The sequence below is a fragment of the Rhodothermales bacterium genome (assembly GCA_017643395.1).
Taxonomy (GTDB): Bacteria; Bacteroidota; Rhodothermia; order Rhodothermales; family UBA10348; genus JABDJZ01.
This window is the reverse complement of the sequence record JAEPNP010000004.1, coordinates 287,175-301,350: the sequence shown is the minus strand read 5'-3', so window position 1 is coordinate 301,350 and position 14,176 is coordinate 287,175. Positions and strand designations below refer to the sequence as shown.

10 protein-coding genes are annotated in these 14,176 nt (G+C 64.7%); 8 read left to right on the top strand and 2 right to left on the bottom strand.

Features of this window, described 5'->3' with window-relative positions; translation table 11 throughout:
• The first annotated feature begins 171 nt into the window (after positions 1–171).
• From JJ896_13920 to JJ896_13910, 3 genes are read left to right on the top strand one after another with little or no spacing between them, the layout of a single operon-like run.
• Entirely contained in the window at positions 172–1,395 is a 1,224-nt protein-coding gene (locus JJ896_13920; protein MBO6780747.1) for a glycosyltransferase family 4 protein, read from the top strand.
• 11 nt (positions 1,396–1,406) lie between these two features.
• Positions 1,407–2,603: an undecaprenyl/decaprenyl-phosphate alpha-N-acetylglucosaminyl 1-phosphate transferase gene (locus JJ896_13915; protein ID MBO6780746.1), complete on the top strand. Its 1,197-nt coding sequence runs from the start codon at positions 1,407–1,409 to the stop codon at positions 2,601–2,603.
• 19 nt (positions 2,604–2,622) lie between these two features.
• Positions 2,623–5,031, top strand: coding sequence for a P-loop NTPase (locus tag JJ896_13910; protein MBO6780745.1), 2,409 nt, complete (start codon positions 2,623–2,625; stop codon positions 5,029–5,031).
• 43 nt (positions 5,032–5,074) lie between these two features.
• Here JJ896_13910 and JJ896_13905 read toward each other — a convergent pair whose 3' ends face one another.
• The gene (locus JJ896_13905; GenBank protein MBO6780744.1) at positions 5,075–6,250 is read right to left on the bottom strand and encodes a DUF4105 domain-containing protein; all 1,176 of its coding nucleotides are present in this window, start codon (positions 6,248–6,250) and stop codon (positions 5,075–5,077) included.
• 107 nt (positions 6,251–6,357) lie between these two features.
• Between JJ896_13905 and nth the strand changes: the two genes are divergently transcribed.
• Both nth and JJ896_13895 read left to right on the top strand, forming a co-directional pair.
• A complete protein-coding gene (gene nth / locus JJ896_13900; GenBank protein ID MBO6780743.1) occupies positions 6,358–7,245 on the top strand; it encodes an endonuclease III in 888 nt (295 codons plus the stop codon).
• The gene (locus JJ896_13895; GenBank protein ID MBO6780742.1) at positions 7,235–8,752 is read left to right on the top strand and encodes a 2,3-bisphosphoglycerate-independent phosphoglycerate mutase; all 1,518 of its coding nucleotides are present in this window, start codon (positions 7,235–7,237) and stop codon (positions 8,750–8,752) included. The genes nth and JJ896_13895 overlap by 11 nt, the downstream gene beginning before the upstream one ends.
• Here the strand turns inward: JJ896_13895 and sppA are convergent.
• Entirely contained in the window at positions 8,749–10,521 is a 1,773-nt protein-coding gene (sppA, locus tag JJ896_13890) for a signal peptide peptidase SppA (protein ID MBO6780741.1), read from the bottom strand. The genes JJ896_13895 and sppA overlap by 4 nt on opposite strands.
• Before the next feature lie 73 nt (positions 10,522–10,594).
• On the opposite strand from sppA, the gene JJ896_13885 reads away from it, so the two are divergent.
• The 3 genes from JJ896_13885 (at position 10,595) to hrcA (ending at position 14,166) form a co-directional block, all read left to right on the top strand.
• Positions 10,595–11,056: a hypothetical protein gene (locus JJ896_13885; GenBank protein MBO6780740.1), complete on the top strand. Its 462-nt coding sequence runs from the start codon at positions 10,595–10,597 to the stop codon at positions 11,054–11,056.
• 174 nt (positions 11,057–11,230) lie between these two features.
• Positions 11,231–12,913 carry a hypothetical protein gene (locus JJ896_13880; protein ID MBO6780739.1) on the top strand — a complete coding sequence of 561 codons (1,683 nt, stop codon included), beginning with the start codon at positions 11,231–11,233 and terminating at the stop codon, positions 12,911–12,913.
• A 155-nt stretch (positions 12,914–13,068) separates the two neighbouring features.
• Entirely contained in the window at positions 13,069–14,166 is a 1,098-nt protein-coding gene (gene hrcA, locus JJ896_13875) for a heat-inducible transcription repressor HrcA (protein ID MBO6780738.1), read from the top strand.
• Positions 14,167–14,176: the final 10 nt, after the last annotated feature.

Sequence of the window (14,176 nt, the reverse complement as noted above, 5' to 3'; positions counted from 1 at the left end):
GTTTCTCACTACAGGTGAGCGCCCCTTGTCTGAAAGTGAGACTAGATGACCGATTGCCGAATCGCCCCTCAGGCGGCTTGAGGGCAGATCCGGCGGTTGCATCGCGTATCGGATCGGGACTGGCACTGCCTTTGACAAAAAGGATGCGGATTGCCACCCCTTCGTTTCCGCATGACTGCAAAACTGCTGTTCGTTTGCAACAACCCCGCGTTCTTCGCGGACCAGCACATGCACCTGGCAGAGGCCGCACGCGCGGCCGGCCATACGGTGCTTGTTGCGGCTCCCGAGTGGCCGGGCGCAGAACGCATCCGCCGAGCCGGATTCGCGTTCTTGCCCATCCACATGGCGCGAGGTGGACTGAGGCCGATCGCCGACGTGCGTTCCATCCGCGAACTCGTGCGGGTGTATCGCGTCGCCGCTCCGGACCTGGTCTATCACATCACGCTGAAGCCGATTCTGTACGGAACGGTAGCGGCGCGGCTTGCAGGCGTTCCTGGCGTAGTCAATGCAAACACCGGGCTGGGGTACGCATTCATAGATGACTCGCTGACCACCAGCACGCTGCGCGGTCTGCTCGAGAAGATCTATCGTCGCGCCATCCGACACAGCAATCGGGTCGACCTGTTTCTCAATCAGGACGACCGCGAACTCTTTCTCGATCGCCGACTGACCGAGTCCAGCCTTAGCGCCGTGATCAACGGCCCGGGAGTGGATACCGCTGAGTTTCACCCCGTTTCCGAACAGGATGGCACTCCCATCGTGGTCCTTCCGGCACGCTTGCTTTGGCACAAGGGCGTTCAGGAGTTCGTGGATGCAGCGCGGCTGATTCGGGCCCGGGGCATCGACGCACGCTTTGCACTGGTTGGCGACGAGGATCCCGGCAACCTGGCCAGCATCAGTCGTGACCAGCTGCGTGCATGGAATTCGGAAGGCGTCGTCGAGTGGTGGGGCTACCGCCACGACATGCCTGAGGTCTATGCGAACAGCCACGTGGTTGCCCTGCCTTCGTACCGCGAGGGACTGGGCAAGGTGATCGCCGAAGCGGGTTCATGCGCCCGCCCTGTGGTTGCCACGGATGTGCCGGGCTGCCGCGAAATCGTCGCGGACGGCGTCAACGGCACCCTGGTGCCGGTACGGAGCGCCGCGGCACTCGCGGATGCACTCGAGCCCCTGATCACGTGCGCCGAGCGTCGGCGCCAGTTCGGTCGACAGGGCCGCATCATTGTGGAGAGTCGCTTCAGCGAGACCACCGTCGCCAAGCAGACCCTCCGTGTCATCGAGCATGTGCTGTCCGGTATCCGATTCGAGCCGGGCATGCTTCGCGTGGTCATCGACCGCGCCGACAAAGACTTTCGTTCAAACGAGGCGATCGCCCCCGTGGCGTTTGCCGGCTAAGCCGCACCTAGATGAACATCCCAGACGGAAACGCCATTCTCGCAGGCCTCACGGCTTTCGGCGTCACCTACCTGCTCATGCCCTCCATCACGCGCTACGCTCGTCAGCGCGCCTGGGTGGACGAGCCGGATGGCGGCCGCAAGCAGCACGCCTCCGCCACGCCCCGCACCGGCGGTGTGGCCATCTGGTTCGGCATCGTGGCCGGCGTTCTGGTTTCGCTGTTCCTCACAACGGGCGCCGGTGCTGGTGTCGGCTTGCTTGCCCTGCCGTTCAACCTGGTCACGGCCCTGGCGATTCTCGCCGGAGGTTCGGTGGCTGCTCTGGTCGGCTTTTATGACGATACGCGTCCCCTCGGAGCCCCCATCAAGCTCTTCGCACAGATCGTCGCTGCTACTCCGCTGGTAGCCTCTCCCGAATTTATTGGCGCCGTTACCCAGCTGCTCGGCGGTGGCGTGGTGGCTCAGGTAGTGGCCTACCCGGCTGTTGTCTTCTGGATGGTGTTCGTGATGAATGCCATCAACCTGATTGACGGATTGGACGGTCTCGCTGGCGGCCTCACGGTGATCGCGATTTCCTTCTTTGTGATCCTGGGTGGCCTGACGGGTGGTCCGCTGCTGCTGGCCCTGTCGCTGATGGGCGCGGTCCTGGCATTCCTCCGCTACAATCTGCCGCCTGCCCGCGTCTTCATGGGCGACACGGGCAGCCTGCTCATCGGATATGTGCTCGGGGTGCTGGCCCTGGTCGTGGTGCAGGCTGAGCCCACCACGAATCGTGCGATGGCCGTTCTGGTCATCCTGGGAATTCCCGGTCTTGATACCGCCATGTCGGTGGTGCGCCGTCTGGCCCTGGGGCGCAACCCGCTCAAGGCCGATCACGATCATCTGCATCACCGCATGCTGAAGCGCGCACGGGGCATCCACGCCCGCGCGGTCACCATCTTCTATTTGATCGGCTGCACGCTGGGTCTGCTGGGTCTGTTGATTGCCTTTGCCGACACCGTGGGTGCGAACATCATCGTCGGTGTGGTCGGAGCGCTCGCCATGATTGTGCTCTGGGATTTGGGCTACTTCGACATCACGACCTACGCCAATGTGGGCAAGGGTGTGGACGCGAAACCCCGCGAGGTTCAGCGCCGCGCACCGGCTGCGACCGGATCCCGTGCCCGCAACTTCCGCAGCCCTATGCGCCGCGGCGTCACTGCCCAGTAACCAGCAAGCCGTCCTCAGCGTGACTCAGACTGCTCCTCCGGCCGAGAACAAGGTCCTGGTCCGTCATGTGGTCCAGACCGGACTGCGTGGCAAGTGGATCCTTGTCGCCAGCCTGCTGCTCTTCATTGGGCTCGCGGTGGCCTACCTGTACTGGAAAGAGCCCGTCTTTCGGGCCGAGACCACCGTGATCATCGACAGCGATGCGGGTGGCGAGGTAATGGGTCTGCCGGTCGGTGCCTACCAGGACGTGCTCGTGGAGGTCGAAATCCTCGAGTCCCTGGACCTGGCCAAGCGGGTGGCTGCCACGATGCTCGAGGACCTGGGTGCCGGTGGCATCGAGGCACCGCGTGCCGATTGGCCCGCCGTAGTTGCGGCTTCGGATCCGGTTTTGACGCAGGTGGCGCTGGCCCAGGAACTGCAGGATCGCATTGATGTCGAGCAGGCCCGGAGGGAGGTCGGAGTGGTGCGCATTTTCGCCCGCAGCGAGTTTCCCAGGGAGGCACAGTATATCGCCAACGCGTACGCTGCCGAGTATGCCGCGCGCAACCTGGAGAGGGCGCGCGAACAGGCAACCGGCGTGCGCTCGTTCCTGGAAGGACAGATCGACTCCCGGCAGGCCGACCTGACCGAGGCCGAGGAGGAATTGCGGGACTATCAGGAGCGCGAAGGGGCCATCGCCCTGGACGAAGAGGTCGCCGCACTGACTCGCCGCATGGCCGACACCCAGGCCCGACGCGATCAGGCCGCCGTGGAGCTGCAGGTCGTGCAGTCAGAGTTGGCTTCGCTGCGCAGGCAGGTCGAAGAGATCGAGCCGAACCTGTACGAGCGTGTTGCCTCCGGTGTGGAGAACGAGATTGTGGCGCTGCAACGGGAGATCGCCGAGCGCGAAGCGCTGGTTGAACTGCGCTATGCCCGGAATCCCGAACTGCGTGGCAATGAGCAGACGGTGCCCGAATTCGCCCGCGAAATCCGCGAGATTGAGGCCCTTCGGACCGAGGTGTCCATGCGGGCGCGTCGTCTGGTCGATGAGGTGCTCGCCACCGGCGGCCTGGATCCCGACATGGCCAGGCGTCTTGGAGATGGAGCGGGTCTGACCGGAGCGCTGGCCAACGTCAGTCGGCTCCGCCAGCAGATCGCCGACAAGACGATCGAGGCCTCCGGGCTGCGGGCTCGCATCCGCGTGCTCGACTCGAGAATTGGCCGGGATCAGCAGGAATTCAATCGTATTCCCCGACAGTCTGTGGCGCTGGCCGGTCTGGAGAGGGCTCGCCGCTCGCAGGAGCTGACGTATGACTGGCTGCAGGAACGCTACCAGGAGGCGCGTATCGCAGAGGCCTCGGAGTTCGGCACTGTGCGTGTGCTTGACGTGGCGGAGTTGCCGGACGAGCCGGTCGAGCCTCGGCCGATCTACATCCTCGCGCTTGCTACCCTGCTGGGGCTCGCCGTGGGCCTGACCGGTGTATTTGGCCGGGAGGTCGTGGACGAGCGTCTGCGCCAGCCCGACGAGTTGCGCCGCCTGGGCGTGCCGGTAGCCGGCGTGATACCGGACCTGAAGCGGGTTTCCGGCGAGCGTCGGCGTATGCGATCGGCGACCGCACCCGAGGTGGTAACCATTACGGCTCCCCAGTCGGCCGCCGCCGACGCCTTTGCCCGCGTCGCCATGAGCGTCGAGATGGGTTCCAATGGTCGTCCCGTGCAAACGGTGCTGGTGACTTCCGGGACGAACGGAGACGGCAAGTCGGTGGTAGCCTCGAACATGGCGGTCACCATGGCGGCCGCCGGGCACCGCACGCTCCTGCTGGACCTGAATGCGTGGAACCCTTCGGCGCATCGCATGCTGGGCACTCCCGCCGTACCGGGCGTCTCGAACGTGCTGTATGAAGGGCGACTGGTTCGGGAAAGCGTGCACGGCACCGATGTCGATGGACTGTACGTGCTGCCGCTGGGAGACATTGACGTGTCCAACGGACATTTTCTGGCTTCGCCGGATCTGCGTGCGATGGTCGGCTACCTGCGCAAGAGCTTCTCACGCATTGTGATTGACGCGGGACCGCTGCTCACAGCCGGTCGGACCGTCGCACTGTCTCATCTGGCCGATGCCGTTCTGGTCGTGCTTCGGGCCGGTGAGACCCAGCAGGCTGACCTGCGCGAGGCCATGGATCTGCTGGATCAGGCCCGGGCAGGGAACACGTATGCCGTGCTCAACGGCTTCAACGCCCGCCAGGCGTACGGATATTTCAACGATCGCAGCTACTACGGCCGATTCGGCAGCGGTCGCGAGAAGCGCCTTGGTCCTGCGGCCGGACGCGCGGTGATGCGGTCCCGACCTGCGCCTTTCCGGCCGGTGTTTCAGAACGGCAACGGTGGCGCGCATGCCGCGCCGCAGCCAGGTGCCCCGGCCCAGGCCGGCATCTACCGGCCGGCCTGACGGGCTGCTCGCCCTCTGAACAGCGCGCCCAAGCGGCCTGCCGCTAGTCTGCCTGCCGGAGGCTGAAGCCGAGTCGGGCCCAGTGCGTCGTCAGCGCGATGACAATCGGAACCAGGGCTTCAGGCAGCGGCTGTGGCAGGAGGAAGCCGCCGGTCAGGGATAGCGCAGCAAGTGCTGCGGAGAGTAGCAGATATCCGGCTGCAAGTCTGTTCGAGAGGCGATGGAGCACAACCGCTGCGACGATGTGCGCCGGCACGGCCCACAACATGTTGAAGTTGCTCTCGGTGACCTGGTGCGCAGTCATCGTGCCCATGTAGAGCAGGAAGAGGCCCAGCACACCCAGCGCGGCGAGCAGCCAGCGATCACCGGCACCGATCCGCATCGACTTTCTGCGGAAGGAGGCCCACAGTCCGCCCACCGCGACAACAATGCCGAGCACAAGTGGCCAGGGGAACGCCTTTTCGGGAAAAGCCGGTCGCGGTGACCAGATGACCGTGTCCGCGACAAGCACCAGGGGCCTCAGGCCGTACTGATCGTCGACACTGGCGGCGGCCAGCATTTCCTCGAATCGCAGCGGCAGAAACGCCTCTTCGGCGAACGTCGCCACGCGATCGATTTCCGCGCCCATCACGAGGTCCGTGCCCAGATCCAGTTCGGGAGCGTCGGCGTGATAGGGGTCAAGCAGCTGCCGAAACGTCTGGCCCAGTACCGTTGTGGAATCCCACTTCAGGGCGTCTCCCATGGCCTCGGCAATCACGTCCCGGGGCCTGGTTGCGCAGTTGTCGAACAGAAAATCGTACCGGTAGGTGGCGTTCTCGGGCCGTGCATTCTCCAGCAGGGCCGCATAGATGGCGTCGCGGTGCTCGCGGTTGATGTCGAGCAATTGTTGACGCAGCGTGCGCTCCTCAAGGTTGGCATTCTGTGCGGCACGCCGCATCGACCCGAAATCCAGCATGTAGTCCAATTCGCCGTGCGCAAAGCGCCATATGAATCCAGACTGCTGGAAATCAAACGTGCCGAAATTGAACACCACGTCCATACCCTGCCTGCGGTCGAACACCCGGATGGCGGTATGCCCATATCGGCTGTGCACCTGGTCACCGGGCAGGGTGGTCAGCACATAGATCCTGCCGGAGCTGGTCAGTGTGTCCGGCAGCTGTGCCGAGGCCGGCAGCGCGACCAGCAGGGCAGCGAGGAGGGGGAGAATCGAACGGATCATTGGAAGAAGTTCAACGAAGCGGTTCGCAGGGCAGACTATACTTCGGCCGTCGCAGCGCAAGAAAACGCGGCAAACAACAACCCGTTCAGAAATTCCGACGAAGCCTGTTGGCACGCGCCCGCGCCGCATCGGCCATCATACAACGCCTTCGGGAAGTGATTGACGAACCGGTGACTGAACTGGAGCATCGTGATCCCTACGAGTTGCTGGTCGCCGTCATTTTGTCTGCCCAGTGCACCGACGAGCGCGTCAACCTGGTTACTCCGGCTCTGTTTGAGCAGTATCCCGACGTGCAGGCGCTGTCAAAGGCCGCTCCGGCCGACATCTTCCCGTTCATTCAGTCCATCACGTTTCCGAACAACAAGTCACGGCACCTCGCGGGCATGGCGCGCATGGTGGTGGCTGACTTCGCCGGTGAAATTCCGAGCACGGTGGCCGAACTGCAAAAGTTACCTGGCGCAGGTCGGAAAACAGCCCTGGTCGTAGCCGGTGCGGCCTTCGGGGCCAGTGCCATGGCCGTCGACACCCATGTTTTCCGGGTGGCGCATCGGCTGGGGCTCGTGCGTCGTGCGTCTCACACCCCGGACGCGGTCGAGGCAGATCTGCGGCGCATCGTGCCCCGCGAGGACCTTTCGGAGGCCCACCACCTGTTTATCCTGCACGGCCGGTATACCTGCACCGCACGGTCGCCGAAGTGCGGTACCTGCGTGTTGGCCGACCTGTGCCCACAGTGGCAGGCGCTGCAACGCCTGCCCGAGCCCCGGACGGAACTGAACACCAGTCGTGCACGGTATTGGTGCGGTACACGCGGCCACTACGTGGACCACACCGTGCCGCGCGAGGACCGATCCGGCGTGCGGCAGGAATCCTGTCCGCGCTGCGGCAGCTTCAATCTATTCGACACCAAGACCGGCCGCACCCTGCGCCGCGTGTTCGATGCCCGCATCGGAGACATGGCGTATGGTCGGCCCGACGACAGAACCCATGCGGCCTGATCAGCGCCACATTCTCATTATCCTGGATGGCTACGGGATCGCCGAAAATCCTGACGTGAGCGCCATCCACGCGGCGGAAAAACCGTACCTGGATCACCTCTTTGCGACTTGTCCGCACGGTACGCTGGACGCGTCCGGTCTGGCAGTGGGACTGCCGGAGGGGCAGATGGGCAACTCCGAAGTCGGTCACATGAATCTGGGAGCGGGTCGCGTGGTGTACCAGGACATCACCCGCATCGACAAGGCGATTTCAGACGGGGAGTTTGGGGAGAACGAGGTGCTTGTTGCTGCGGCCCGACGCGCAAAGGAAAACGGAACGCGGCTGCACCTCCTTGGCCTGTTTTCCGACGGCGGCGTGCATTCCCACATCAATCACCTGGTGGCGCTCCTCAGACTCGCTGCGTCCCAGGGATTGGCCGAGGATCAGGTCTGGATCCACGCCTTTACTGACGGTCGCGACACCGATCCCCAGGGAGGGGCTGCGTATGTGCGCTTGCTCGAGGCATCCATGGCCGAGGTCGGCGTCGGCCGCATCGCCAGTGTAATCGGCCGGTACTACGCCATGGATCGCGACAACCGGTGGGAGCGCACCAAGCTGGCCTACGACCTGCTCGTGCACGGTGAGGGTGCCTCCGCAAGCGAGGCCGCCGAGGCACTTGAAGCCAGCTACAAGGATGGCGTCACCGATGAGTTCGTAAAGCCGGTCGCTCTCGAGGGCGGTGCCCGGATTCAGGACGGCGATGAGATCGTGTTCTATAACTTCCGGGCAGACCGGGCGCGCCAGCTGTGTCGGGCGCTTGCCGACGCGGACTTCGAGGGCTTCGACCGCCGGCTGCTCGATATCAATCTCAGCACCTTTACCCCGTACGATGCGGAATTCGATTTCCCCATCGCCTTCCCCAAAGTGAACCTCACACGAACGCTTGGGCAGGTCATCGAGGAGCGCGGTGGCAGCCAGCTGAGGGCCGCGGAAACAGAGAAATACCCACACGTCACGTATTTCTTCAGCGGCGGTCAGGAGGCTCCGTTCGAGCGGGAAGCACGCGTCTTGGTGCCTTCGCCCAAAGTGGCCACCTACGACATGCAGCCCGAAATGAGCGCTCCGGAACTGGCTGAGCGCGTAGCTGAGGCGCTGCGGGAGCATGGGCCGAATCTGGCCATCCTGAATTTCGCCAATCCGGACATGGTCGGTCACACAGGCGTATTTGAGGCTGCGGTCAAGGCCGTCGAAGCTGTCGACGCCGGGACTCGGGTGGTCGTCGAAGCTGCGCTTGCCAATGGCTACGGGGTCAGCATCATCGCGGACCACGGAAACGCGGACCGCATGCAGAACCCCGACGGATCCCCGCACACGGCGCACACCACGGTGCCGGTGCCGCATCTGATCATCAAGCCGGGGGTTACCGGGCCCATACGGCACGGAAAACTGGGCGATGTGGCCCCGACGATCCTGGCCCTTCTCGGCGAAGATCAGCCGGCGGAAATGACCGGTGAGGTCCTCATCTAGCGGAGCAGCAGTTCGAAGGGCAGACGCGCCTGCACGCCGCGGGACGGCGTGCTTGCTACCGCCTGAAGGGCCTCAACGACTGATCGCAGTGGCTGCGGCAGTACGCTCGTCACGTTTGGACCCTGAATGCGGGCCTCCATGGATGCGCTCAGCCGTTCGACAAAGGTCTTCTGCCGTGGCAGCTCCATCACGCGGTACGTGCCTGCGCCGAGGCTGGCCCGTTCGGCTGCCAGATCGAGCGCCGTCTCAAGGCCGCCCAGCACATCGACAAGACCCAGTTCCTGCGCGTCCATCCCGGTCCAGACGCGTCCCTGGCCGACAGCATCGACTTCGGCGGTCGTCATGCCGCGGCCTTCAGAGACCACCTCGAGAAACCGCTGATACGTCTGGTCCGTCGACGCCTGCAACGCCTCCCGCTCTGCCGGTCGGAGAGGGCGAACGCCGGACATCATGTCAGCGCCGGGGGCCGTCTTGACCTCGTCGATCGTAATGCCCAGCCGATCCTCCAGCAGCCCGGAGACATCCAGGAACAGGCTGAACACTCCGATCGAGCCTGTGATGGTGAGCGGCTCGGCCACGATGGTATCCGCGGGAGCAGCCATCCAGTAGCCGCCGGAGGCCGCGAGGCTGCCCATGGAAACCACGACAGGCTTTTCCTCGAGCGTGCGCTCGATGGCGTGTCGCATCGCGTCCGCTGCGGGGGCAAATCCACCGGGAGAATTGATGCGCACAACCACGGCGTCGACGTCATCGTCCTCCCGGGCCTGCGTCATTGCGGCGGCAAAGGTCTCCGAGCCGATCATCGCAGCACCGCCTCCGGCCAGCCCGCCGTCTCCACCGGGCATGATGGTTCCCTGCGCGTGCACGACAGCCACGACGCCGTCTCTGCCGGCCGGAATACCGGCGGCCGTGGCCGAAGAGCGCGCGTAGCGTTTCATGCTGATGCGACGAGGGTCTTCCCCAAAGGCCTCAGCCATTTGGGGCGGGAAGGCCAGCCCGTCGATCAGGCCGGCATCAAGCGCCTGGCGAGCCGTCATGATGGTGCCTTCCTGGAGTAGTCCGTCCACGTCAGCTTCCGAGAGGCCTCGTCCTTCGGCGATGGCGGACACGAACGTGGCGTGAATGTCCTGCGCCATCGCTGCGAGCTGCTCCCGGTTTTCTTCGGAGAGGTCTCTGCGAGTGAAAGGCTCGTTGGCGCTCTTGAAGCGACCGGCCTGGACCGTCTGCGGGTTGATACCGAGGTCATCAAACAGGTCGGCGAAGAACGCCACCTGGAGCGCAAAGCCGTTGAACTCGAACATGGACTCGGGGTCAAGGAGAACCGAGTCTGCGGCCGAGGCAAGGAAAAGCTCGTCCTCACTCATGTAGTAGAGGTCAGACGAGGCAATCACACGCTTGCCCGCGGACCTCACGGCCTGGATCTCGCGGCGGAGCGTCTGGAGGTCCGCCCAGGATGCCTGAACATCGCCGAACTGCAGCCAGAGCCCATCGACGCGGTCATCGGCTGCGGCCATTCGCAAGGCTCGCGTGAGGTCGTGCAGCCCAAGGGCAGGTTCGCCTCCAAAGGCCTGGGCGACGGGATCGCCCGAGACCCGCTCGGGCACCAGGCCGGACAGCTCGGCGACGACCACCGTGCCGGGTCGGACGGAAGGGGCCTGTTCAGCCGAGGAGGCCAGCGCGAAAACAAAAATGAGCCCGAAAAAGACAAGAAGCCCCAGGCCGATCAGTGTGCCGAGGAAGCTGGCCAGCAGCGTCGAGAAGAAGCGCATGGAGGGAACAAGGGTGGGGGGGTGATGCGATCAAAGGGGCTGATACGCCCAGCAGCCGAACAGTATCCAATTGATGGACGAGGTATTCGAGTACCAGATCGAGGTGTTGCATCCGCTTGCCGTGCATTTCCCGATTGCGCTGCTGATTGTTGCGGCGCTGGTCGTGGCGGTGTGGGCCTGGAATGATCGCCAGAGCACTCTGCGAGGGGCTGCGGCGCTTGCCGTCCTGGGCGCGACGGCGGCGGTGTTCGCCGAGCGCACGGGGGAGAAAATGGCAGAGCACTCGGAAGGCGCCCCGATGGTGGAGCGTTTTGTCGAGTTGCACGAGTCCGCGGCGGACTGGACCGTGCTGGTATCAGTCGCCCTGGCGGTGTTGCTGCTCACCTTCCTGTTGGGGGATCGCCTCTGGCCGCATCGTGCAGGTACGCCGCGTCCAGTAAGGATTTCGATGGCACTGTTGGCGCTGGTCGCCGCGCTGCTGGTGGCGTGGACCGGCCACATCGGGGGCGTCATGGTCTGGGGCACGCCAGTCTGACCGGGCGGCGGCGTCGAGGTCGCCCGAGGGACTGGCCGCGCCTGTCCAGGATGATGGACAGGCCGGAGGGGGCGATGTGCGCTCAGCGCGCCTCAGGCGCGATCGCCCGTCATGGCACAGGTTTGTCTTGTCGACTTGCCGAGGGTCCGCTACGGACAACAAGGAGAAGTCAGCATGACGAAGATGGTACACGCAGCGAGACCCGCGTTCGGGTTCGTCCTGGCGCTGATCCTCATGCTCGCCACGGCGGGCGATGCGGTGGCGCAGCGGGCTGGAACAACGAGCTCACGGGGCTCCAAGGTCGAGAAGCGCGAGCAGCGCACCGGGAAATCCAAACCTCGCGTCGAGCGGCGCAGCAGCGCCCGCACGCGTAGCGCGCCCAAGCGGGACAGCCGCACGCGCAGCACACCGCAGCGGGACAGTCGTACGCGCAGCGCACCCAAGCGGGACAGCCGCACGCGCAGCGCGCCCAAGCGGGACAGCCGCACGCGCAGCGCGCCGCAGCGGGACAGCCGTACGCGCAGCACGCCGCAGCGGGATAGCCGTACGCGCAGCACCCCGCAGCGGGATAGCCGTACGCGCAGCACCCCGCAGCGGGACAGTCGTACGCGCAGCGCACCGCAGCGGGACAGTCGTACGCGCAGCACGCCGCAGCGGGACAGTCGTACGCGCAGCACGCCGCAGGAGCGTGGCTCTCGTGGTGCCACGGTGCCACGTCGCGACGACCGCACGCGGGCAACCCCCAATCGAGGCACCGGCGGGACGGCCGTGGATCGCAACCGTGGGCGCGGCGACGCCCGCGGCCAGGGCACGCGCCGCGGGAACGACGACGACCGCCGCGGCCAGGGCACCCGCCGCGGGGACGACGATCGGCGCCGCGGAGACGGCAGGTTGAACAACAATCGCCGGGGCGGATCAGGTTATGGCGGCCGCATCGAGAGCCGCCGGCCTCGCCACGGGGCCGACTACCGGCACGGTGTGCGCATCGACGGGCGGCGCTCCAAGCTCAAGCACCGCAACGGCCGACGCCTGATTGCTCCCAGTCGACGCTGGGTCTACAGACGGCCGCACTACCCGCGCATCCGCTACCACACGCCGCGTCTGCTGAGAGTCCATCGCCCGAACATCTACGTGCACATCGACTGGCCGTGGGTGGTGCGCTATCAGCGCCACTGGGCCCCGCGTTACCGGTACCGGCAGGTGGTCTATGTGGAAACCGTGGTTCGGGGCAGACCGTCCCGTGCCCAGGTGGAAGTCGAGACCGTGTACAGCCACAATCTGGTCTACGCGAACGACGACTATGCCGAGATCGACATCGAAATCGAACGTTTCGATCTGTACCAAAACGGTCGCTACCTCGGCTATGTGGACCGGCTGCCGGCGCGCCTGAGCGAGATGACGGCTACCGTCTATCGGAATGGCGAAGTGTACTTCGACCGGGAGATCTTCATCCTGGGTGACACCTACTCGGGGTTTGAGGTCCTCTCGACCCACGCGTACGACGGGTACGTGCTGGACGACTATCACTACGATGACGGGTACCGTGTGGGACGCGTGGACCTGCGGCGTCACAAGGTGACGACCAAGAAGAACTCCCGCCTCTTCAAGCCGCACAGGTCTCAGGCGCATGTGCCGATCTCCCTCTTGCCGTCGGACGAGGGCTGGCTGTGGGACTACGGCGTGGACGCGATTTCTGCTGCCGTGGACGACTACGACTGGTACTACGGTGCCTACGGAAGTCGCGCGCCGCGCACGCTTTCCACGGAACCATACCGGCAGGAGGACCAGTGGACCTGGTCGCGCGACGGTGCCGACGTCAGCTTCAAGCGCGAGAGCCATATCCAGCGCGTTCAATAACGGACCCTCAATCCGAACGCGCGGAGCCACGCCGGACCCTTTCGGGGGTTCGGCGTGGTCTTTTTTCGGCCTATTTCAATACTCCGGGCCGCTCCGTGAGTGAAACCCGACCAGCAGGATCCTGTACGAAAGCGGCTACAATCGCCATGCCGGCAATGGATCGCGCGTCAGCATCAGAGAATCGCATTTACGGGCTCAGCGAGCGGGATCGCAGCATCCTGCGGCTGGTCGTGCAGAGCTTTATCAGCACGGCTGGACCGGTAGGTTCGCGATTCCTGTCCACGCAGTATCAGCTTGGGCTGAGTCCGGCTTCGATTCGCAATACGCTCAGTGACCTGGAAGCTCGCGGCTTTCTGGATCATCCCTACACGTCCGCGGGCCGGGTCCCGACTGACCGGGGCTATCGCGCGTATGTGGACGAGTTGATGGAGCAGATCAGCCTCTCCGAGGAGGAGAAGACGGTGCTTCGAAGCCAGCTCAACGAATCGGTCACCGATACCGAACGGCTGGTTCGGGAGAGTTCGCGGCTGCTGGGCCAGTTTGCCAACCTGCTGGGTGTGGCAATCAGTCCGAGGCTGTCGACGGGCATCCTCGAACGGCTCGAAGTCGTGCCGCTCTCCTCAAGCCGTGCGATGTTCGTGATCAGCGTGCGCGGAGGCCTGATTCGCACCATCATTCTGCATATCGAGTCGGATCTGTCGCGTCAGGCCCTGGACCGGGTGGTTCAACTGCTGAACGAACGCCTGGCGGGATTGACCCTTGAGGAAATCCGCAAGTCGTGTCGCGAGCGTGTGCGAGACCTCCAGCAGGAGGACACAGGCATTGTGCAGCTGCTCATGGATTCGAGTTCGATGCTGTTCAGCGAGCCGCCTGCGGATCGCCGGGTCGAGGTAGGCGGAACCGAGCAGATCCTCGCGCAGCCGGAATTCCAGCAACCGGACGAGTTGCGGGATCTGATCAAGTTGGTAGATGACGAGACCGCCGTGCTGGGACTGCTCAATGGAACGGATGCTGATGCGGGAAGCGTCGGGTCCGCCCGTGTGCGCATCGGCAGTGAGAACTTTTCAACGGCCGATGCCGAATCGGCAACACGATACTCTGTGGTCACGGCGCCCTATCAGCGGCACAACATGCGTGGCACGATTGGTGTGATTGGCCCCACCCGAATGGACTACGCCCGCGTCATATCGCTGGTAGAGGGGATGGCGGCGCTGCTGTCCTGGTCTCCGGATGACGACGCGCCTGCCGTCTAGGCGGCTCAAC

What these genes read in the sequence shown, in the direction of transcription:
- JJ896_13920 (MBO6780747.1), top strand. Translation starts at nt 172, where the DNA reads ATGACTGCAAAACTGCTGTTCGTTTGCAACAACCCCGCGTTCTTCGCG.
- JJ896_13915 (MBO6780746.1), top strand. Translation starts at nt 1,407, where the DNA reads ATGAACATCCCAGACGGAAACGCCATTCTCGCAGGCCTCACGGCTTTC.
- JJ896_13905 (MBO6780744.1), bottom strand. Translation starts at nt 6,250, where the DNA reads ATGATCCGTTCGATTCTCCCCCTCCTCGCTGCCCTGCTGGTCGCGCTG.
- JJ896_13895 (MBO6780742.1), top strand. Translation starts at nt 7,235, where the DNA reads ATGCGGCCTGATCAGCGCCACATTCTCATTATCCTGGATGGCTACGGG.
- sppA (MBO6780741.1), bottom strand. Translation starts at nt 10,521, where the DNA reads ATGCGCTTCTTCTCGACGCTGCTGGCCAGCTTCCTCGGCACACTGATC.
- JJ896_13885 (MBO6780740.1), top strand. Translation starts at nt 10,595, where the DNA reads ATGGACGAGGTATTCGAGTACCAGATCGAGGTGTTGCATCCGCTTGCC.
- JJ896_13880 (MBO6780739.1), top strand. Translation starts at nt 11,231, where the DNA reads ATGACGAAGATGGTACACGCAGCGAGACCCGCGTTCGGGTTCGTCCTG.
- hrcA (MBO6780738.1), top strand. Translation starts at nt 13,069, where the DNA reads ATGGATCGCGCGTCAGCATCAGAGAATCGCATTTACGGGCTCAGCGAG.